12 protein-coding genes are annotated in these 24,438 nt (G+C 34.5%); all 12 read right to left on the bottom strand.

The annotated features are described in order from the left end of the window. Window positions 1-204: 204 nt before the first annotated feature. The 12 genes from Q4Q47_RS15145 to Q4Q47_RS15090 all read right to left on the bottom strand — a co-directional run bounded on the left by Q4Q47_RS15145 (window position 205) and on the right by Q4Q47_RS15090 (window position 24,339). Window positions 205-846, bottom strand: a complete 642-nt coding sequence (locus Q4Q47_RS15145) for a carbohydrate-binding family 9-like protein (protein WP_303307477.1) — start codon at window positions 844-846, stop codon at window positions 205-207. A gap of 418 nt (window positions 847-1,264) precedes the next feature. Beyond that, a complete protein-coding gene (locus Q4Q47_RS15140) occupies window positions 1,265-3,877 on the bottom strand; it encodes an alkaline phosphatase D family protein (RefSeq protein ID WP_303307476.1) in 2,613 nt (870 codons plus the stop codon). Between the two features lie 139 nt (window positions 3,878-4,016). Further along, a complete protein-coding gene (locus tag Q4Q47_RS15135; protein WP_303307475.1) occupies window positions 4,017-5,441 on the bottom strand; it encodes a sulfatase in 1,425 nt (474 codons plus the stop codon). A 21-nt stretch (window positions 5,442-5,462) separates the two neighbouring features. Further along, window positions 5,463-7,094: a discoidin domain-containing protein gene (locus Q4Q47_RS15130; protein ID WP_303307474.1), complete on the bottom strand. Its 1,632-nt coding sequence runs from the start codon at window positions 7,092-7,094 to the stop codon at window positions 5,463-5,465. A 126-nt stretch (window positions 7,095-7,220) separates the two neighbouring features. Next, entirely contained in the window at window positions 7,221-8,213 is a 993-nt protein-coding gene (locus Q4Q47_RS15125; RefSeq protein ID WP_303307473.1) for a LamG-like jellyroll fold domain-containing protein, read from the bottom strand. A 97-nt stretch (window positions 8,214-8,310) separates the two neighbouring features. After that, on the bottom strand, window positions 8,311-9,009 hold the full coding sequence (locus tag Q4Q47_RS15120; RefSeq protein WP_303307472.1) for a hypothetical protein: 699 nt from the start codon (window positions 9,007-9,009) through the stop codon (window positions 8,311-8,313). After that, a complete protein-coding gene (locus Q4Q47_RS15115) occupies window positions 9,006-13,700 on the bottom strand; it encodes a PKD domain-containing protein (RefSeq protein WP_303307471.1) in 4,695 nt (1,564 codons plus the stop codon). The genes Q4Q47_RS15120 and Q4Q47_RS15115 overlap by 4 nt, the downstream gene beginning before the upstream one ends. A gap of 215 nt (window positions 13,701-13,915) precedes the next feature. Further along, window positions 13,916-16,561 carry a DUF3472 domain-containing protein gene (locus Q4Q47_RS15110; protein ID WP_303307470.1) on the bottom strand — a complete coding sequence of 882 codons (2,646 nt, stop codon included), beginning with the start codon at window positions 16,559-16,561 and terminating at the stop codon, window positions 13,916-13,918. 8 nt (window positions 16,562-16,569) lie between these two features. Beyond that, window positions 16,570-18,171 carry an arylsulfatase gene (locus tag Q4Q47_RS15105; RefSeq protein WP_303307469.1) on the bottom strand — a complete coding sequence of 534 codons (1,602 nt, stop codon included), beginning with the start codon at window positions 18,169-18,171 and terminating at the stop codon, window positions 16,570-16,572. Window positions 18,172-18,310: 139 nt separating this feature from the next. Next, window positions 18,311-19,312 carry a LamG-like jellyroll fold domain-containing protein gene (locus Q4Q47_RS15100; protein WP_303307468.1) on the bottom strand — a complete coding sequence of 334 codons (1,002 nt, stop codon included), beginning with the start codon at window positions 19,310-19,312 and terminating at the stop codon, window positions 18,311-18,313. Between the two features lie 28 nt (window positions 19,313-19,340). Continuing rightward, window positions 19,341-21,170, bottom strand: a complete 1,830-nt coding sequence (locus Q4Q47_RS15095) for a RagB/SusD family nutrient uptake outer membrane protein (RefSeq protein WP_303307467.1) — start codon at window positions 21,168-21,170, stop codon at window positions 19,341-19,343. A gap of 16 nt (window positions 21,171-21,186) precedes the next feature. Next, window positions 21,187-24,339, bottom strand: coding sequence for a SusC/RagA family TonB-linked outer membrane protein (locus tag Q4Q47_RS15090; RefSeq protein ID WP_303307466.1), 3,153 nt, complete (start codon window positions 24,337-24,339; stop codon window positions 21,187-21,189). Between the last annotated feature and the right edge of the window lie 99 nt (window positions 24,340-24,438).

The following is a 24,438-nucleotide window of genomic DNA, read 5'->3' as shown; positions in this document are numbered from 1 at the left end:
CCATTGCCGCAAAAAGGATCAAAAAGGTCTAGGCTTACCAGAGTTCTGCTGAAAATGCTACGGAGACCCCAGCGCTGGCAGAGAGCAAAACATGAATCTTTCGTTAAGCTTCGCTAGGTATCTTCAATATAAAAAGCATTTTATATTTCGATAATGCTCAAGATAAACTTATGCTAAATAAATTACTCGCTATTAAATCAAAACTCAGGTTAATTTAAATAGTCCAAAAGAAGATGCTATATGAAAATTGGGGGTTTCTGTATTTGGGTTTACCCAGGTTATCCATGTAGGTTCATAACTTCCGTCCTGTTGTTGGTGGTATTTTGCACGATATACTCCAGTTTCAATCTTCCCATCTTTTAATAAGCCATAATCAGTCAGTGATCTAAGACTAATGGCACCCTCAACAGTAAAACCTTTTTCATTTATAGATGATTTAATTTGAATGTCTTTAACCGGCCAATCCCAGTTAAAATCAAATTGTTTGTTTGGATGCGCTTTAAAATCCATAAGTCTTGGTGTAGGGTCTATCTCTAAACAATAATAAGGGGTTAATGACGCATCTGTTCTAAAAAAAAGCTCTACCCTATCAGAATTATTAATACTATTAATACTATCATCATTTTTATTGATATGAACTTGAGGGTCATAAACTTTAAATAAAAAAAACAAATTCACGTTATCATGAACTGCTTTAAATTCAATTTTGTCAATTGGTTTTGTTTCCCAAGGTGATACAAAGTCTGTTAATGTAACAGCTTTATCCCATGTAGCATTATTTCCTTGTCCATTTATAATAATACGATTTGTCTCAACACAATTTACATGGTATATCTTGGTATTCATTTTCATTTAACTATTTAATAAATTAGTAGTAATAATATTTACCTAAGTAGTGTCTGATTGAAACATAGCAAAATTAAAAAAGTTTCTTTTTATAAAATCAGTCTGTTTCCGACCTGCCAATAAGTAGAATACTCAAAATAACAAAAATGAAATCTAAATACAAAAGATAAAAAAACCTTTGCTCTAAAAAAGTAATAAAAGAATTTCGGTTTTTGACCATTAAGTCAAAAACCGAAATTCTTTTATTTAGATTACTCATGCATTTTATTTCATTAAACAGGAAATCGTGAATGCTTTGCATTTCCCATTTTATTCATAGATACTAATTTCAAATTTTTGTATTCATGAATCTTCGATTTCGCGAGAATGACAATTTCAATGGAAACCCCGAGGCAAGCCTACGGAGAATTCTTTGCGATTAAAAATTAAAAATTGCAGAATCACTTTCTGTTGTCATACTGTTTTTTTCTTGCCATATATTTAAATCTGGTTCTCCTACTTTAATTGTATATTTAAAAGAGGTGTTAAATATTTTAGGCTTGTAAACATTCTTATTTAATCTTAAAGAATAAAGAATTTCATTGTTCGATTCTTCAATAATTTGAATCACTGGATTTTTTAACCCTTTAATCTTTATTTCTGGTAAATATGCAATGGCTTTACGTCCATAATTAGCTTCTTGAGAAATAGTTTGTGGCCATCCAGGATATAGTGCTTTTTCTTCTTCAGGATCTTTAAATCTTTGAAAACATTCTGTTTTAATTGTTCTTTCCTTTTTATTAAAAGTCACTATGCCATAACCAACAGCTCTATTATGCAATATTTTTGGTTCTTTATGCATATTATGCGGATTAGCTACCGCTTTTACAGTCATTTTATTACCAAAACCATCCAAATGATTTCCGGTATATGCTGGGTTTTCATAAGTATGTTTAGAACTATCTACAGGCGGCCAAAACCTACGAGGCCATATATTATTTAAAGCTGGCCCTGCAAATGCATAACCACTATCGCCAAATTCGTCTAATCCATATTGAATAAATGACGCCAAATGTTGATCGCCAGCAATATGAAAAGCAAAAGCTTTACGAATAATTTCTACTGCTTTATCTCTTTTATTAGAGGGCCACCCATTTGAATCCATATCCACAGTAGCCTTATCGCCTTTTATATATTCGTTAATCTCTGGCACATATAATTTAGGTATCACAGCACCTGTTTTTGCTTCCTTAGGAAGTGTTGCTACTGTTGCAAAATTAGTTTGAGATAAAACAACTTTCATTTGTGCCTTATTAGACCAATCCTGTACCCAATTTTCTAAAAAGTCTTCTTGTCTTTTTCCTAATAATTCTGCATCTAAATCTCTATATTGCTTGATATCAAAATCATCAGCCATGATCCAACCATTATTCACTTTTGCTTCTTCTGGTAAAACATGAGCTGGGGCCGATTTAAATTTTCTGTCTTCTAAAATTGCAAAACTGATGCCTCCATAGTTCCAATGCGTATAATAAACACCTATACTATTTTTAACTGGCGTTGCATCATAAGGATCTGGTAAATGACTCGTTTGTGTAAACTGTACCATATTCACCCATTCTGGACTCATTTTATAACCTCCACTATCTTGTGAGGAAGCTCCAAAGCCTTTACTATTATCGGCTAATTTACCAGATTCCCCCCAAATATTTCCATGATATACATCATGATCATCTGGAATGATCGCGCAAGGCCTATGTCTAAATATCTCACGGTAAGACCAACCGAACATCATCCATTTTCTTAAATAATCTAGACAAATTTTATCGGAATCACCTGTAAACTGTGCACCAAACCCTCCAGATCCTTCATAAAACTGATCACCAAGAAACAAACAAATATCTGGGTTTAACTTTGAAATACTAGTATTTACATCTGCATCTGGAAAACCATAATCACAATTACAACTAAAAACTGCAGCCTTTACAATATCAACATGCGTTGGTTCTACTTGAATAGTTCCTTCAAAATCATAATGATGCCAACCTTCTTTTAAGGGAAGTTTTAAACGAATTCTGTATGTAACGTTATCATCTTCGTTCCAGTTAGTAATCGAAAAATTAACTGCTCGACCAGCATTTGTTATTTCTTTTTCTTCTTGAGTAACCCAGTCATTTCCTTTTTTAAATTGTAAAAGCACTTTATGTCCTTTAATTTCCTCTACAGGAGCTAATTGTGCTGTAATTTTCAATTTGTTTCTGTGCAGCGTATATTGTGCAAAACAAATAGGCCCGAAAATATTGTTTTCATTAAAATACAGTGATTCTGAATTTATGCTCCAATTTTCAAAACCAATAAATGGTTCATGCTTGTTTTTGTTGTTACTATCAATATGAGATAACAAGGCAAAATTTCCTTTGAGATTAACGTGAGGTACTTCTAAATTTTTAACTGTATAAAGTACTGCGTCAGAAATTGGATTTAATACATTTACTTTTATTTTTTGGTTTTTATTGTCTTTATTTTCAACGATAACTTGAAGTGTAAAATGTTTTGGCAATTCAACAAACCCAGTTTTAAAAACTTGATCACCAAATATTAAATCACCATTTAAATCAAGCCCTATGTCAAGTCCTTTTCCAAAAACAGCAGCAGATCGATAATCATCATAACGTCCTTTAGCGCCAAGCCTAATACCAAAGCACCCCTTTTTATGGTTGACTATTTTAGCATCAATTATTGATATGGTTACTTTGGTCTCAAATTGCGCCTCTCCGTTAAGGTTTTGTGTTGTTAGTAAATGTAAGTTTCTATTTTTTCCTTGAAGTGCGCATCTAACTTGTCCGTTTTTTAAAACCCAATCTTGCAACCTATTACCCCAATATTGTGGTCCAACCCATTTCATGTCATTCCATAAATGCCACTCACTCTTAAACTTTACAGGTTTAGAATTTGTAAAATAGTTGCCTGTAATTTTAGGAAATCCATAACCAGATGTTATGGGCAATACAGATCCAATTAAAAATGTTTTAATATAATTTCTACGATTCATGATTTACATCTCTTTTATTCAAACAAAGTTTCTGTTTTTTTTAAGTTACATCATTTAAATTTCAAAATGACGCATAAATAATTTGAATTACTTTTTAAAGAAACGAATTAGATGCGTCATTTTAGGTTAGAGTAATACCTTATTTAGGTTGATAAGCTGGATTTAATTCAGTTGGTATAGGTGCATTAGTTTTTATTCGCCATGCTTCTAATTCATCATATAGTGCTTTTGCCTTATCTGGATTTTCTTCAAACAGGTTTGTTCTTTCTCCTATATCTGTTTCCAAATTATAAAGTTCCATATCACCATCTTCAAAGTATTCATGAAGTTTCCATTTTCCTTTTCTAATAACACTACCAGGACGTGTTCTAAACAATGAATCTCTGGCTTCTTCTTCCTTTGGGTTAACACTTTCTAAATAGATTGGAAAATGCCAAAACAAAGAGCGTTCTTCTATACTTTTATTTTCAGCCAAAAGTGGTAATAATGACATCCCGTCCAAACTATTATCTGTTGAATCACCAACAATATCTCTTAATGTTGGAAAAATATCTAAACCCGTTATTGGGGTGTCTGTTTTTTTTGCTTCTTTAATTTTATTTGGCCATTTAATAATACAAGGCACCCGTATCCCGCCTTCATAATAAGAACCTTTACCACCTCTTAAAGGAAATTGGGAAGAAACCGAAGCCAGTCCCCCATTATCAGACATAAAAATAACCATGGTGTTTTCTTCTATTTTAAATTCTTTTAACGCATGCATTAATCTGCCAACGTTTTCATCCATACTCTCGACCATAGCACCATACCTAGCGCTAAACCTTTTGTCTCCATTAATTTTAGTTTTATATTTCTCAACTAAATTTTGCTTTCCTTGTAAAGGCGTATGTACCGTAAAATATGGTAAGTAAAGGAAAAATGGTTTTTTCTTGTTCTTTTTTATAAAACCAATAGCTTCATTAGTCAATCTATCTGTTAAATACTCCCCTTTTATGCCGTCCTCTAAATTCTTATTTCTATATGGACTAAAATAGGACTTTGGATGCCCTGCATGCGATCCGCCAATATTAATATCGAATCCTTGAGTTTTTGGGTCTTCACTTAAATGCCATTTTCCCATGGACGCATTTGTATATCCACTGTTTTTTAAGACTTCCGCAAGTGTTATAAAATTATCTCTTAACGTTTTTATATTTGGTGTCGGAACTATCTTTCTATCTTTTGACTTACCTCTTTTGGAAGAACCGACCGTATAAATACCGTGCCTTGGTGTGTTTTTTCCAGACATAATACAAGCTCTGCTAGGCGCACAATTTGCCGCAGGAGCATACGCATTTGTAAACATGACACCTTCATTCGATAATTTATCTAAATTAGGCGTTTCATAAACCGGGTTACCCATAAAGCTTAAATCGCTCCAACCTAAATCATCAACCAAAACAAATATGATGTTTGGCTTATTCTCTATTTTTGATTGACGGTTATGAAAAAGGTTACAAGAAACCAAACTAATGCCAATGCTTATAATAAATATATATTTTATCCTTAAATTTTTGTAAATCATATTCTGTATTTTATTTTAATATTAAAATATATCAACCTCACTAAATATTAAATTTTCTTCTGCATTACCAGCATGAACTTCGCTTACAATTAGTTTAATATACCGTGCATTAACTTGATTGTCAAAATTTATAAAGACTTCTCTTGCAGAACCGATTGTTGCTATATCCATTTCCTTTGTAACAACCCAGTTAATTTTATCGCTACTCGTTTCTACAATTATATGCTTTGGCCTATATTGGGTTCCGGGTCTATCTGAATGAAGATAAATTCCATTAATATCTTTTGGTGTATTTATGTCTATATTTACTTGATGATTGCCATTGGTACCTATGACGTACTGCCATGATGAGTGCCAATATGTTGAATATTGTCCATCAATCATATCTATAGCTGCTCTATTTGGTCCTGTTGAATTCGCCGATATTGTCCAACTAGATCTATTTGAAAAAACAAATGGTGTGTAATCCTTAAGAATATCATCATTAGGCTCTGGAGATAAAACATCTATAGTGTAATCATATTTTACAGGAATATTTTTATTACCATTTTCTGTAACGACAACCATAGATAATTCTAAAAGGTCTTTAGCTTGATATCCATTAAAAATATCGGAATAAGGCATTTCTAAATAAAAAGAGTATTCATTTGTGTTACTTGTTTCTGCTACTGTTGTTGTAAAAGTAATATTATCATAACCTCCTTCAAGAGGGTATCCATTGTGACCTACATATATGTGATTTGCTTTTACATCAGAAGTAAACAATCCCTGTACAATAGTGGCTTGTTTTGTAGCATCTTTTTTAACTGAATATTCTTCCATGGTTACGGTGGGTTCTGTATTATAATATTGCTTGTCTTTTGTGTTAAAAACTTCGCTAACATTTAAAATGGCACAATCTGATTTTGTTAAAAAAACCAAGTCTTCCTTACCTTCTTGATAAGTGTGGTTTCCAAATGACATTAATGACACTTTTGGCAAATCTGATGCTTTATGTGCACAATGTGGTAAATTAAGACCATGCCCCAACTCATGCATGATGCCTCCAAGGAGGTGGCAATTTTTTAATTCAAGATCGCCTACAGATTTTCCAGTAGTAGTAAGACTAAAATTTTCTGATGTTGCAAAAGCTGTTTTCCCTATACCATAAAAAGGAACACCACTATCTCTTTGTCCTAAAACAAAGATATGTTTACCTGACTTATAGCCTGGATTACTGACAAAATATTGGTCTATTTCATTTACAATTTCAGAATGTCCATCATAAAAACTACTTGGTTGTTTTCCTTCTACTAAGTGAACTCTTACTTTATCATGTTGGTTTGTTATTAATCCAAATGTTTTTTTACCAAAACCTTGTAGTTCCATCTGCTTTTCATACCATTTTTGAATAAAGAGCATCACATCACTTACTTGGTTTATTAGCGTTGCATCGGCATTAAAATCTGCTGGTTTAAAAAACACGACATTTAAAGCGTACTGATTTGTTTTATTTACTGTCCATACATCGACTTCTGGTGTAGGGTCAGGTTCTTCAACAACCGGATCTGTCACATCATTATCCTTTGAGCATGAAACCGTTAAAAGCGTACTAACCACTAGTAACCATGTCATTTTCTTTATCCCAACTATAATACTATGTTTTAAATTCATTTATGTATTAATTTGTTATTTATACCTCAGCAATATATTTAATTAATTTTGACATTTAAGCATTCTTTTAAAATCATACAAAAAGAATTCTTCTCTTTAACCCGGATTATTTGGTATTGAACCCATCTAATTTTTTACAATTTTTAAACCTGAACGATTCCCTTCAGCTTCAACAATAATATGATATAATCCAGACGATAAATGATTCATGTCTACCTTCGCTTGACCATTATTATTATCTGAAACCGTTACCTTAACTAAAGCTCCTAACATATTATAAACAGAAACATTCAATTTATTTGTTAAAGATGATTTAATAGTTAACACATCAGTGACAGCATTAGGGTATGCTTTAAATGTTTTTGTTACTCTATTATCTGATATATTCAGTGTACTTCCAGACATCACTGTAGCTACTTGAGCAATCGTGAGTTCACCAGAATAAACACGAACATCGTTTAGTTCTCCTCTAAAAAAATGTGTCGTACTATAAACCGCTTCTCCTATTCGAACATCATTCGTAGCAGCATCTGTATTTAAAACAGTTCCAGGGTTAAAAGATGAGTTAATTGTTTGTAACGCACCATCAATATACATTTTACAAGACGATAATTTAGCCCCATCTGTAGTTGGGTTAAAAGTTACGGCTACATGATGCCAACTTCCATTAGGAACAATTCCTTCACTTAAAATACTTGAACTTCCTCCTTCAACTCGAATTCTTCCGCTATGTATCATGACATTAAACATTTGTCCTCCTGAGTTTTGCCCCCAAGAAACAATGGTTCTTCTATTTCCTCCTGCTCTTAATTTAATCCAAGCCGTAACTGTTCTTTCTCCATTTCCAGAGATGCCTTTGTAACCCGTTGCTACTAAATATTCTCCGGTGGCATCATAAGCATCAAAAGCACTTATAGTATTTGCGTAGTTATCGGTAGTAAATGTTTTTAAAGCACTACCTGTCTTTGTTAAATTTCTACCATTTATTGAGGAATCATCTAAATTATTCGAAAAGTTGTAATGTGCTTCTAAAGTTTGGGAAAATACCCCAGTACTTATAAGAGCAAACATTATGGTCAATGTAAGTGTCTGTTTAAAAAAAGTAGTTTTTAAAATCATAGTTTTATATTTTTAATTGATTATTAATAGCCACTATTTATAAGTAAGGGTTTGTGTTTATACATATACTTTTCAAAGAGAAATGGGCGTGTTCTTTTTAATTTATTGTGAATTTAAAAGTTTCAGATTGCGAGTTATTTCCTTGTTCGTCTTTAGTAATTATATACCAATAATACGTAGTTGCCGACGTTACCGAGACATCTTCTAACAAACTCTCCAACTGATTTGTTTTAAAAGATGGCGGAGATGCTGTGGTTCCAAAATAAACATCATAAGCAGCAATATCATTATCAACATCGCTTCCGTTCCAATCTAAAGTCACTTTATCTGTAGTTGCGATATTGGCATCATTAACAGGAGCAATAACCTCTGCAGGAAAGGGAGCATAAGAAATAACGCCATCACCGGCATTATAAAATTTCCATGTTTGGCTTTGTGCAGTATTGGTTACACTGTTCGATTTAGAAATTATATACCAGGAATAAGGGGTCGCTTTTAATAATTCAAGACTTATTTTATTTGTAGAAGACGTATGTTTTGTTTCGTCTGTTGTTACTAAGTTTTTAAGTGTTAGCTCGTAAGTGTCTGTATTCGTACTTGTATCCCATTCAAACTCTACTGTGCTATTTGTAGCAGTAACGTTTGTTCCCGTTGTACATTCAGAATTTTGCTCAGGGTATACTAAACTTGCAGCTTCTGGGTTCTTTGGAGTTGGAGTTGGTTCTGGATCATCAGAACCACCACCGCAGTTAAATACTATGGCTCCTAAATATATATATAATAAATACTTTCTCATAACTTAATCATTTTATGAATTTTAGATAGACCCTTACTTGAAACATTAATAAAATAAGCGCCCTTAGACAGTTCATCTAATGGAATTTCTAATAATTTAGATTGTTCTTTAATTTCCTCTTTATAAACTATTTTACCTGTAATGGTAGAAATTGAAATATCTAATGATTTACTTTTTTGAAAAGCTTCACTTAAAATAATATTTACTTTATGCTTCGTAGGGTTTGGAAAAAAGTAAGTTTCTCCTCTAAAATCAAATATTTCTTCATGAATCCCTTGGCAAGTTTTGTCTGTGAATACCTTTAAAACATTGAATTTACCCACTTCTAAATCTAAGCTAATGTTACTTTGTTTAGTAGATGTTATTTTACCGTTTAAATAAATATTATATGATTTGGCCCCAGACAAATCTAATGATACAGAATCTTTTGTATCTGATACTTTAGAGTAGACACTCAAATTTTCTGGTTCGCTCACTTGTATAGTAAAACATTGTTCATAATTTGGAGCGTCAGCAATAGTTATACAAATAGTGTAAACTCCAGCAGCTAAATTGTCTATTGATAAAGGCAAGCTTATGCTGAATTCTTGAGAGCTATTTACACTATTCCCAGTTATGTTTGCAGTATATGGATAGTCGGCTATTGGTGTTATATTAATTTTTCCATTATTACTACTTCTACAGGTCTCACTTGTTACGGCTACAGTATAATTATCTTGGCTTACATTAACTTCTATTGGTTTTTTAACTAAGATATAATCTACAGTTTCCTTAGTGTTAGAGCCTTGTGCATTTATAGCTGTTAAAGTCACTTTATAAAGCCCTTCTGTACTGTACGTTATAACCGGGTTTTGTTCTGTACTTGTAGATGGTGTTCCTCCTTCAAAAGTCCAATCCCATTCTGTAGGGTTATCCGTAGACTGATCTGTAAAATTGACCTGAGCGCCTTCCCAGATCTCAGTGACATCTGCAGTAAAATTAGCTGTAGGTGGTGGTGGTATCGTTACGGTGATATAATCTGTTATCGTTTTAGTATCATTTCCAAAGGCATTAGTTACAGATAATGATACCTCATAAGTACCTTCAGTATCATATGTAACCGTTGGAGATTGCTCAATAGAAACAGCAGGAATGGCTCCTGTAAATACCCATGACCAGCTTGTTGGTGATCCTGATGATATATCATTAAATAAAACATCTTCACCTATAAAAACGGCCGTTTTATTTGTTGTAAAGTCAGCTATAGGAGGCGTATTAGGAGCTTCATTCATAACTGTGTTAATCTGTTCTTGCGAGAGTGCCGTTGAATAAATCCTGACATCGTCTAATTCTCCTAACCAATCATAATTTGCATTATATGCAGCACTACCAATTCTAATAGTTGTAGCTGTACTAGTGTTTATAGTTGTATTTTCTGAATTGAATGAATCTCCACTATCTGGTTGATTAGCATAAAATTGACCATCAATATATAATTTTATGGTGTTCATTATCGTGCCATCAGATGAATCGTATGTCACTGCTATGTGTCTCCAAGTATTATTATCAAGACGTTCTACTGTAGAATCATCATTTTGAACATTACAGCCTCCCCCTTCCATACGAATATTTCCATTTTCAACCATGACATTCCACATTTGCCCTGGTTGATTTTCTCCCCAAGACACTACTGTTTTTCTACTTCCTGCTGTTGTTGTTTTAATCCATGCTGTTATGGTACGTGCTCCGGTACCTCCAATACCTGTATATGAATTTTCAAGATATTGTCCACTTAGTATTTGATAAGCACTTTCTGGGTTTCCGAAATGATCATCAACGTAAGTGATCCCATTGGTCCCTTGAACAATTAAATCTCTCTTATAGGTTGAAGCATCTTTTAAATCACTTTGGAAATTAAAATGTGCTTGCAATGGTCCGGAACCTTGATTTTCTGTTACTGTAACATAGTCAACAACTTCTTTGGTATTAGAACCAAACTGATTGGTGGCTGTTAAACTAACTTTATAAGTTCCAATAGTACTATAGTTAACTATCGGGTTTTGTTCTGTACTAGTACTGGGAGTACCGCCCTCAAAAGTCCAACTCCAAGACGTAGGGATATTTTGAGATGTATCACTAAAGTTTATAAAATTGCCATCGAAAACGGTTTGTACATCAGAGGTAAAATCGGCCACAGGCGGAAGTTTTTCATTAACCGTTATATACCCCACTTCTTCTTTGGTATCTGTACCATAATCATTAGTAACCGTTAATGTTACTTTATATACTCCGGCAGTATTGTATACAATACTTGGATTTTGTTCTGTACTCGTATTTGGAGTACCACCTTCGAAGGTCCAGCTCCAAGAGGATGGAAACCCAATGGATTTATCTATAAAATTTAAAGTATCTCCCTCGTAAACGTCTTGAAAATCAACTCCAAAACGACTTGTTGGCGGTTCTTCTTCCCCTACAAGTTCTGCACTCCATACGCCACGTCCCCATGTAGCGGCATATAGACGCTGGCTACTATGCTGTATTTCAAGATCATTTACAACGACGTTTGGTAAACCTAACCCAAATGCTTTCCATTCGGATAAAGAATCATCGGTGTAATAAACCCCAATATCCGTAGCAATATAAAGGGCATTGTTTGAAGAATTCCCATAAACAATATCAGATGTTGTTAGGTTTGGAAGTCCTGTTGAATTGTTAGACCATGTTGTTCCTCCATCTGTCGTTTCATAAGATTTTGTATTAGCACCATACCCTGTAAAGCAAACCGATACATGGTTTGGATCATCATAATCAATGGCAATACCCTTAATGACAAAACTAGGCAATGTACCAGTTATTTCAGACCAATTAGTGCCACCATCGGTCGTTCTCCAAATTCTGTTTTTTACAGATGTGTAGATATAATTTGGGTCTGACGGCGAGATAGCCATTTCGTCAATAACATCAGACACTCCAAGATCTCCAATAACGTCCCATGTTCCGCCTTTATTTATAGATTTCCAGATTTGACCACTACCTTCTCCCAGAAAAATGGTTTCAGATTCGGTTGGATGCTGAATTAAAGGTGGTAATGTCCCTGGCTTTGTATCACCCAAGTCAACTCTTCCGCTTGTTAATCCTCCCGTATCAGTACGTTTAAAATCACCATTAAATAAAGAACCATAAATGATGTTTTTATCTGAATGGTCAATCATACTGGTACCACCATCTCCACCTTTCCAATGGTTCCATTTCCCATCATACCAAATGCTAGTTCCATTGTCTTGAACACCAATTACAAGGGTGTTATCATCAGATTGCGAAACCCCCATACCATGTTGATAAATTTCATGGTTGCCTACTCCATAGGTTAAAATTTCATAGTTAAGTCCGCCATCGGTGCTTTTTACCAACCAGCCATCGGTTCCCATATAAATGTTACCATTAACAACTTCTATTTCCCTGTTATCTGCATGTACAAAATTACCTCCCACTCCAGTTGATTGGTTATATATCCAATTGGTGACTTTTGTAAAACTTGTACCTCCATTGGTAGATCTATAGGTATCTAAACTTCCATTAATTATTAAGTTAGAATTCGTGTCAGACACAGCAAAACCACCATATTGGCCTTTTCCTTCGTCAGGTATACCGCCTTGTACAAAAGAAACGCCATTATCTGTAGATTTATAAGTTGTATTATCTCCAGCAAAGTATACATTATTAGGTGCATTAGCAGATACCGCTACCTGCGGATCAGACCCTACAGCCGTTGTCGTAGAAAATGTTTCTCCGCCATCTGTAGATCTATACAGTGTATTATTTGATTTGTTTGTAGCATAAACAATACTAGGGTCTCCCGGTTTAAATTCAATGTCTGTTATATTCCCTGTAAGTACGGTTGTATAAGTTTGAAATCCATCAGTAGATTTTAAAAGCCCTGTTGATGTTCCTGCAAACAGCACATCTGTATTATTTGGATTGATAATTAATTTGTGAACTCGGGTATAAGTAGATGTAATATCTAAAGCATACCCCGTTGGCAACCAGGTATTTCCTCCATCAGAAGTTTTAAAAATACCTATACTATAATTACCACTTCCTCCAACATTTGTAGATATATATATATTATTAAAATCATTAGGATTCACAGCCATACTCCATATACCTGTAATTCCCAGATCATCTGTTTTTGGCGTCCAGTTTTGACCACCGTTGGTAGTCACCCATAATCCACCTCCGCGACAACCTATATAAATACGATTTTCATTGCTAGGGTCAACCCAAATGGCATCAACTCTACCATTACCATTTCGTTTTTCACTAAATGGTTCTTTTAATTCAACAAAGGGACCTATTTCTACCCATTCACTTTCTTGAATAGGGTCTATTAGTATTTTGCTTTTAGATGATTTTAAACTGGCTTCTAAATCATGTTTAGATTTTCCTAAATAATAAATCAATCTGGGATCGGCTTGTGTTCTATCTCCTGATGGAAAGTAAACATCTTCATTGGCTATAATCCATCTTTGAAATTGTTTATACCCGGATCCTTTGCCTTTGTCTTTATCTTTAAAGTATGCATGACCCTTTTTTATAACATCGTAAACATTATACTGCGGGTCATCCATCATTTTTTTATACTCTTGAGCTTGGTATATTATTGGGCATAGAGTTAAAAAAAGAGTAGTTATTTTTAACAAGAATCTATTCATAATGTATTATTTAATTGCATTAATGATATTGAAGTGATTTAAACTTTTTCCATTTGCTAAAAAATTGCTCTTTTTCGCTCCTTTTTTGTCTTTTTTCACTTCCGTAGCTCTACTATGCAACTTAAAAAAGCCTTCAAATGAACAAAAAATGTCTAATTTTCACTGAAACACAAAAAGTTTAAATCACTTCATTCAATACTAGTTTTTAACTTTTACTAATTATTTTTAATATCTAAAATCTGTGATTCGGTAAGAGTTTCAGAGTAAATCCGAACATCATCAATAGCCCCCTGCCAGAAATAACTATCATTATATTCTGCCGATCCTATACGTATATTATTTGTTGAAATGTCTGTATTTATAACAACGATTTCTGAACGGTATGAATTTCCTGTTCCATCAGGAGTATTAGTATCTAAGGCTCCGTCTATATATACTTTAACATCTTTCAACTTGTCACCATCGGCTGAATTGTATGTAACTGCTACATGGTGCCATGCATCATCGTCTAACCCTGTAGTCGTAGATCTTAAAGAACAAGATCCTGCTTCAATTCTAACTCTACCCTCATGAATCATGACATTAAACATTTTACCTTCTGAATTTTGCCCCCATGAAACGATTGTTTTTCTTGAGCCTGCTGTTGTTGTTTTAAACCACGCCGTAACTGTACGTGCTTCATTAGTTCCAATACCTTTATAGTTGTTATTTGTTAAATACTTGGTGCCTTCTCCAGGCGCTTCATAAGCATTATTAGCATTCGAATCTTTATCAGCAGTATAGGATGCTGTATAGCCTCCTTCTTCAGATAAATCTCTATGATAAGACGTTTCATCTGTTAAATTTCCTGCGAAATTATAATGAGCTTGTAATGTGCCTGTACCTCCTTCTGAAACTGTAATGTACCCCATTTCTGTTTTAGTATCCGACCCTGCACTATTAGTAACCTCTAGTGTAACAGCATAATTTCCTGCTGTACTATAAGTAATTACGGGGTTCTCATCTGTACTTGTACCTGGTGTCCCACCTTCAAAAGTCCACAAGCGACTGTCTGGGTAATTTGATGACGTATCTGAAAAAGTAACTGACTGATTGGCTGTTATATTTGTGCTACTTGCACTAAAATTGGCTACAGGTATTACTGCAGGACCATCAACATTAGTTGTTTTAAATTTTTGTGTATCGTATGACCATGTTATGCCTTGATCATTTTTGATTTTGATTCTATAATAATAATCAGTGTTTCGCTCTAGATTATCTAATATAAACTCATTTACCCCGTTATTAACTGCTATAGGCATTTTGTTAGTCCATTTGTCTTCTTTGGTAAGACCTTCTTCTGTGTCCCAAAATATTTCGGCAGAAGCACCAGTTCCCATATCTAATACATTAAAGCTTAATTTTGCCGATCTGTTTAAAACTTCTACAGGAGCATTATCCGTAAAGGTAGCAGGCATTTTGTATAACTCATCGATGTATGCTCCTTTTAGGTAATCAGGCGTTGCATCTGGGTTGCTTAATGTGAGCGTTTTCTTTTCAATTCCAGGTTCACCCCAGCCTCCCATTTGCATAGAGAATTTATTATTTACAATATTCCAATCTCTAAAACTCAAATTATTTTGGGCTGTGCCACCAACCATGGTATTAATTGGATGCCAATTTCCCGAAGTATCCATTTGCCAGCCTCTATATTGAGTTTCACTTATTACATTTCCGTTTCTAACTTTATGAGCGCCTCCAGGTACTTCTACAAATGCTCCGGTTGTTAAATATTCTATTTCTCCATCGGCATTATATTTTTTACCACAACCATATAATTTCCAATGTCCATCATTGGGGTCTAAATAATAGCTCCAATAGGTGTCGTAGGTTTCTCCAGGAACTTTACGTACTGCTATGGTTTGAACATTGGTATCAACTCCAACATAAGGGTGATCCCCCCGTGGTTTTACTCCTGTACCTTCATGACCGTAAGAACCAAATTCAAGGCCAGGTCCCACTGCTATTAAGTGACTTTCCTGATAAAATGGAGGAACGGGATCATTTTGACCATAAGACCAAAGTGAAAAATTATAACCTCCAAATGTTTGGGTATCTTTATCCCATGTTGAACCTGTATATCCGAAAGGTGTTGTTATTGGTTGATAAAAATCTTGCGATTTACTAATAATAGTAAGTTCGTGTACACTAATTTCAATAGGTTTTGTACTTTCTGTTTCCCATTTGCAGTGTACTGCTTTGGCCCGATAACGGCGCATCACATTTTCTGAATTTTTTGCGGCAGGCCCCGTTAAATGCAAATTATTTAAGTTTCCTACACCTATACTAGTATCTTCAAGTGATTTTAACTGCAACTTAACGGTATGAAAACCTACAGAAACGTCTTCAAAAGTTACCTCATTTTGAATAACATAAGTATCTAACGCACCCGTTGCTGATAAAGTAATTTCTTTACTGTTATTATCTAAATAAATAAGTAGCTTCGATCCTTCCTGACTTGCCAGAATTCCCATTTCTGGTTTAATAATTAAGTCTCCTTCTGTTTTTATATCTATACCAAAAATGATCGTATCTGTAAGTACTTTCCAATCAGTTATATAATCATAATATTCATTTTTATTATACTCATTACCTGTTGTTTTGTCTCTTAAATGTGCCAACAAGTTACCTGTAGGGCTGAAAAAACTTTCATTTGGAGTAAACGTTAATGTTTCAAAGTCCGTATTATCTTTAGGATCTTCTTTAGGGTCTTCTACCTTAGGATCTACAGGGTCGTCATCTTTTTTAGAACATGCCGATAATGTTAAGCTTGTAAATACTAAGAATAAACTTAAGGTGAATATATATTGTTTTAGTTTCATAGCTTTCTTTATTTTGTATTATAGATTGCTTCTAATTCTTTTATTATAAAAGTTTCGTTTTCCGGGGTTTTGTGCTCTCTTTTTATAATTTCAAATAAATTTTCAACTATTTCCGGATGTTTATCTGCTATATTATTTGTTTCTGCCAAATCATTGTCTAAATCATAGAGTTCAATGGCTTTATTACCTTTCTTTATGTTTTTCCAAAGGATCTTCCATTTACCCATTCTCACCGCAACCTGACCGCTATATTCAGGATATTCCCAGTATAGATACTCATGTTCCCTTTGGCTGTTCTCTTCATTTCCTGTTATAAGTGTATTCTTAAAACTGATTCCATCTGTATCCTTAGGAGATTCTATTTTTGCAATGTCACATAAGGTTGGCATAACATCCCAAAAGGCTGAAATATGACTGGTAGTTGTACCAGCTTTTATTTTCCCAGGCCATGAAGCTATCATTGGAACTCTTATTCCTCCTTCATGTAAAAAGCCTTTTCCTCTACCATATTCACTATTAAACGGGCCTCCGCTATTAAACCAAGGGGAATCTGTACCTCCGTTGTATGTTGGTCCGTTATCTGATGTAAACATGATTATTGTATTATCATACTTACCTATCTTTTTTAAATGTGCTACTAGTTTTCCCACATTCTCATCTAAATAAGATATCATGGCCGCATAGGTGGCATGTGGATATCTGTTAGGAAAGTAGCCTCCATTTCTTGATCCTTTTTTATACTTTGCTGAGTATGGTTCTTCGCCTCCAAACTTTTCTACATAATGATCCACCCACTTTTTTGGTGCTTGAAGTGGTGCATGTGGTATAGGGCTTGCCCAGTACAAAAAGAATGGGGCTTCTTTCGTGCTGTCTACAAATGAAATTAATTTTTCAAATGAAATTTCCGGAGCATAAACAGGCTGGTTATATTTTTCATAACTTTCAAGAGCATAAGGGTCTTCATCTTTACCTAGTTTTGTAGAAGGTGCAATGGTATCATTGGCTGTTAAATGATATCTAAGGTCATTTTCATATAGATGTACAGGATTGTACGTATGTGCTTGTCTTTGACAATTGTATCCGAAAAAATAATCAAAACCCATCTTTGTTGGAATAGATTCAGTATGTGGAGCTCCTAAGCCCCATTTTCCAAACATACCTGTCTTATACCCTGAGTTCTTTAATAGGCTTGCAATAGTAATCGTTTCTTTTGGGAATGGTCTTTGGCCTTCAAGCGTAGAATCTTTAACTACTTTTTTATAATTCCATACATCTCCCTTTTCTCCACGTGTATTCCATTCATCATTACCTCTAATGTAAGAATGCCCCATATGTTTGCCTGTCATTAAAACAGATCTTGCCGGTGCGCAAACCGGAGCTCCAGAATAATGTTGGGTAAATAGCATACCCCTTGAGGCTAATTCGTCAATGTTTGGTGTTTCAATTTTTGTTTGTCCGTATGCTCCCAATTCACCATACCCTAAGTCGTCTGCCAAAATATAAATGATGTTAGGCTTTTCTGCATTTTTAGCAGGCTCTTTTTCTTTAGTAATGCATGAACAAAAGGCAGCACATATTATTACAAGACATATTTTGTATTTTAAATCCATTATGCGGTATTTTAAAAGGTTATGATAAGCTGACGAAACGAACTAAATCATTTAAATTTTAGATAAAAGAGGGTATTTAAAGTTTTAAATACCCTCAAAAATTATAATCAAACTAACTCAAAAAATTCGATTATGTCTATTAATCAATTTCGCTTAAAGTTAAAACTTCTGCAGGCGTTAATACGGTGTCAAATATCCTAACATCATCCATAGTTCCTTGCCATACAGAACCTCCCAATTGGGAACCTATATTTACATCGGTCTCTCCTGTATTACCAGTATTAATAACTGTTATACCAGAAACAGAAAAATCTTCAGTACCGTCTACATATATCTTTATAGTATCGCCATCATAGGTATAAGCTACGTGATGCCATGTTCCATCATTAACAACCGTTGAAGCATTGTGTCCGCCCCCTTGGTACTCATAACGTAAAACACCAGTATTTTGCATCTTAAATGAAGAACGACTAAATGTACCAGCATTACCCCAATGTACTAAACCTGATGTTCCTGCATGGGTTGTTTTTATCCATAACGCTACAGATCTTGACCCAGCACCATTTACTCCGGTATAGCCGGGAATGGTTAACGGATTAGATCCACTACATACATAAGCACCACCACCGCCAGGTCTAATGGCATATTGAGTTGCACCACCAGCGGTTGCCGTGATATCTTGTATACCTTTATCAAGATCACTATCTAAATTATCATCATCAAATGTGTATCTCACTTGTGCCTTAGTGTCAATATCTACAATTGGTGGTGCTGTTACTTCAATATAATCTACTAATACCGTTTCATCGGCACCATGTTCGTTACGCACGGTTAGAGTCACATCATATACTCCAGCACTTTGATAAAGAACAGTGGGGTTAGCTTCATTACTGTAACTTGGTGTTGCTCCCGGCATGTTCCAGGTCCATAAACTTGGTGTGCCCGTTGAAGTATCAGTAAATGTTACTGAACTTCCGAAAAATACAGAAGTCTCAGATGCGGTAAAAGATACTACCGGAGCAAGATCTGATTTTACAATGTCTCCTTTAAAATAGCCATCATCGTTCGTACAAGAAAAAAGGAGCATGACCATTGCCAAACTCAATGAGGCACTTTTTATATATTTTTTTATATGATTCATCTTCTTATAATTTTTGTTGTTAATTCTATTACCATCCTGGGTTTTGTTCTAACTGCGGGTTAATCACTAATTGATCGGTTGGTAATGGAAACAAATAGTAATGATCTGAAAAAGCTGGAGGAGTTCCAGGTACAGTCTGTACATACCCTTCGGATGCATCATTTTGGATAGGGACTCTATTGTTCTGACTAGCTGCTGTAATCCATCTGCCTAGTTTAACTTCTGAAGCATAGTCCATTTTTTTCCAACGTCTTAAATCTTCTCTTCTGAATCCTTCTGCCATGAGCTCTATAGCACGTTCACGTCTTATTTCAAATAATACAGGATCTACACCTGGGTCTCCTGTCGGATCAAAACTTGCATCTATATTTCCTATCACTATGGGTGCTACTTCTCCCCTAACTCTCAACTTGTTTATCGTTTGATCTGCTATAGATTGGTTAAATTGACCTAGTTCAAATGTAGCCTCCGCATAATTTACCAATATTTCACCCATTCTATATATAGGAGCATCGGCAAAATCAGCTGAAGAAGTTCCTGTATTGTGTTGGTTATAATGCCTCCAAACTCTATATCCAGAAAACGTTCTATTAAAACCAGCAACTCTATTTTGATTGAAGTTAGGTACTCTTGAAACTAAGTTTCCTCTCCAGTTTAAGTCCGGAAGGCTCTTGTGAAGATTATCACTAATGCTTTCGTAAACCGAAAAATATTCTTCGTCTGCTGGGTTCCCTGTTGATGTCCATGTGGTATTAGTAACTCTGGTTACAAAATATGGTGCTGGTGTCATATAAAGTAATCGGTTATCCCTGTTTCTAAATTCAGCAAACATATCCCTATCTGCCTGATATTCTGGCGTAGTAGGATTGGTTACACTTAGACCATCTTTAGTTAAAAATTTATCGATACCTTTTCTCGTAATATCCCAGGTTGAGTTTGATGCCCTAAATGTTGTAGACATATTAGACCAGTTTTCTTCTTCATTATATTCTTTATATAATATAATGCCATTTACTCCATTTAAAGATTCACTATTATGAAGTTCATCAAATTTTGGATGAAGGTTAGGAAATTCATTTATCAATTTTTCTGAGGCCGTAACACTTGCTTCCAAATATGTAGTAGCATTGCTTAAATTATGGTATTTTCTCCAAGTGCCCTCAAATAATCCGAATTGAGAGATTAGTGCGTTAACCACACTTTTATCTACTTCCTTTTTCTCTAAGGTCACATTATCTTTAATATGCGCTTCTGCCCATAACAAGTCTCTCAAAATATTTGCCGCTACCTCATCTCTGGGTGTTCTTGGTCCGAATAATTCCTCAGATTCATTGGTTGCTAATTCTTCCAACCATGGCACATCGCCATACGTTTTCATTAAATTGAAATAATTGAATGCCTTAAAAAATAGACCAACACTTAACCAATGATCTTTGTCAATTTGTTCTAAGTTAGAATCTGGCACATTTTTAAGTAACAGATTGGCTGCTCTTATTTGGCGGTAAGGTACATTCCATTGATCTGATGCCCCGGATAGCGTCACTCTACCCCAAATATAATCTCTACCTGTACCATTGGTGTTTATTTGAATTAAATCAGCATCTGCTTCTCTATTTAACCCAAAGCCTGTACCTGGCCTTCTAGTTAGATCACCATCGATTCTGATTTCTGTTCTTTCATTGTGTGCTTCAAACATTTCATAAAATTGCCATGCATAGGCTTGTATGGCACTGTTTGTACTAAACGTATTCGTTTCCGCAAGTGAATCCTGTGGTAATTTTTCTAAAAAATCATCATTACACGCCGTTATAAAAAGTAGGAGTAATGAAAATGTTATTAAGGTTTTTATATTTTTCATTGTTATAAGTTTTTAATTAAAATGATAATTGGGCTCCTATTGCTATATTTTTCATAACGGGATAAGCTCCATCTGCATTTACATCAGGATCTATACCTTTTGGTAGTTGATGAAACGTATGCAAATTTTCACCACTTACAAACAATCTGATTTTAGTAAATTTAATTTTTTCTAAAATATCTCTTGGTAAAGAATACCCCAACGTAATGTTGTTTATTCTTATATACGAAGCGTCTCTTAAATATTTAGTTTGAGTTCTTCTACTATGTCCATAATTTCCTCTATCTCCTGAGAAGTTAGCATTATTACCATATATTCTAGGATAAAAAGCATCTTGATTATCTGGTGTCCATATATCTAATTGATGCTTAAACATATCATCAAACTGTCCTATATAAGGCCAAGCTTTTGCTCCTGTTAGATTTCTGTCTCTTTTACCTACACCACTTAAAGCGAATGAAAAATCGAAACCTTTATAAGAAGCATTTCCATTTAAACCAAATATGTAACCTCTTCTACTATTACCAATTATTTTTCTATCACCTGGGTTTTCTAAAGTATTTTCGCCGTCAGTTACAATACCATCACCATCTAAATCCACATATTTAACATCTCCAGGATAAGGAATAGCTCCAGATTCAAAAGCTACCACACCATCTTTAAGTTGTCTGTTATCACCATTTAAATTGGCATCTAAAGTCCCATCTACAAAATCATCTATCGTATAGTAACCATCTGTAACATAACCCCAAATTTCTCCAATGGTTTGCCCCTCATAAAAGTTGGTCAATAATCCTGCAGGGTTATCGAACTTTGTGATTTTAGTTTCGTTATTAGACATGTTAAAATTTAGTCCATATTTAAAATCACCTTTACCTGCTCTCCAGGCTATATCTGCTTCCCAACCTTTCGTTTCTAAATCGCCGGCATTGGTTACCGGAGCATCGGTACCTAAAACTGCTGGGAGTTCTGCACCGGGAATAAGCATATCTAAGGTTCTATTCTGATAAACCTCAAAAGTTGTAGATAATCTATTACTTAAAAATGCTGCATCTAAAGCTAAATTAGTTTTTTGTGCTGTCTCCCAAGTTAGTGATGGACTTACTAATTGTCCTGGCTGTATAGTCGTGTAACGTACTCCAGATTCATTTAACAACCAAGTGTCTCTTGGACTCCACTGCGAAATGTAAGGATAAGGATTTCCTGGAATATCTTGATTGCCAATCTCCCCGTAAGACCCTCTAAACTTTAATAGAGAAACCCAATCTGCATCTGCCAAGAAAGATTCTTTTTTAACATTCCATGCTCCTGAAAACGATATAAATGTACCGTAACGATCACTTCTAGGAAATTTAGAGGAGCCATCATGTCTTATGTTTCCCTCTATAAAATACTTTTCCTTAAAATTATATTGAAGTCTTCCAAAATAGCCAACAACCGCTGTTTCTGTAAAAAAATCACCACCATCGATAGTTCCAATAGCTGCGTCAATAGCCGGTACATCTGTTGATAGTAAATTTAACCTATTAATATTAAATCCATTCGAGAAACTGGTTTCCTTATTATAACCAGCCATAGCATCAATATTATGTATCTCATTAAAGCTTAAACCATAGTTGATATAAAAATTAAAAGCGTTTTGCTCATACTCGCTAAAATTTTTGCTTACACTGGTTAAGTCTGGATTAGAATTGTTAGGTACATACTGTGCTCTATTCACTGTTCGTAATTGAATATTTGATCCTTTAGTGGTTGTGTTACCACGTTCGAAAGTAAATTCTCCAGAAAATTTCAATCTATCTATAGGCTCATAAGTTACCTTTTGAAACATACGTATGACATCTGTTTTAACTTTAGTATGTGGTAAAAGGCGCTCTAAATTATCTGGAGAATCGAAAGGTAATACAGAACCATCTTCTAAAGTATAATTTCCGGTAGGCAACCATACAGGCTCATTGATAGCTTGATTATATCTCCCGATAGGATTAGATCTTTCACTTTTTCTATAAAATATATTTGTAGTTGATTTTATCTTTTTTCCTAAATCCGTATCTAAAAAAGCATTAATATTATATTTATCGAAACTATCGTTATCGGTCACGATAATACCATCCTCTTCACTGTAACTAGTTGAAACTCTATAAGACGATTTTGCACTTCCTCCACTAAAAGAGAAATCATGTTTAATTACAGTACCTTGACTATCTAAAAGTTGCTCTATAGGATACGTTTCTTTTAATGGGTAGTTAAAACCATCAGCATCTAAAACGGTTCCTGTAGGGTAGTTACCTGGGTTTACTTTATAATCTTCTAAGTAACCTAGCCAAGTGTCTACACTTTGATTTGACCAATAGTTAGTAATTCCAGCTGTCTTTAATACGTTAATAAACTCGTAAATTGATGGCTTTTCTGGTAATTGTACCGGAGAAGAAAAACTTACTGTACTTCTATAATCAAATTTTATTTTTTGATCTCTCTCTGGTTTTTTAGTCGTGATTAAAATAACTCCCCAAGCACCTCTAGCACCATAAATAGAAGACGCTGCGGCATCTTTTAATATGGAAACATTTTCAATATCATTAGGGTTTATATCCTGTAACGACATTTCAACATTATCTACAAGAATTAATGGGGGTGTTGCATTATTAATTGATCCAAACCCTCTTAATTCAATAGAAGTATTATTTCTTCCTGGTTGTCCTGAAGAATTTACAACGAGTAAACCTGCTGCTACACCTTGTAGCGCCGTACTTACCGTTGTAACAGGTCTATCTCCCAATACTTCATCCATTTTCACCGTAGTTACTGCCCCACTAATGTTCGATTTTTTTTGGGTACCAAAACCTACAACGACAATTTCATCTAGTTTTGAAGCGTCTTCGGTTAGTGTTACATCGATAGTTGTTTTACCACTAACAACCTGTTCTTGGGTAATATAACCCAGAAAAGACATTACGAGGATGTCATTCTCACTAACAGTAATTGTATAACGTCCATCAAAATCTGCAGCTGTTCCTTTTGACGTTCCTTTTACAATAACCGAAGCTCCGGATAAGGGCAAACCGTCCCCATCTGTTATAGTTCCTTTAACGGTTTTCTGCTGTGCTTGCATCGAACTGGTAGTGACCAGAAAAAGCAGTAGTAATCCATTAGTTATTAATTTTTTCATAAGTGTAGTTTAAATTAGCATTAATTTGTTTTGTTAGTTTTTTTTTGATTTTTTTATTAGTAATTATTTTATCATACATATTGGTTTTTAGTTAATTAT

The organism is Flavivirga spongiicola (assembly GCF_030540825.1).
GTDB lineage: Bacteria > Bacteroidota > Bacteroidia > Flavobacteriales > Flavobacteriaceae > Flavivirga > Flavivirga spongiicola.
Note: the sequence above shows the minus strand (reverse complement) of the source record. Positions and strands in the feature narration are given on the sequence as shown.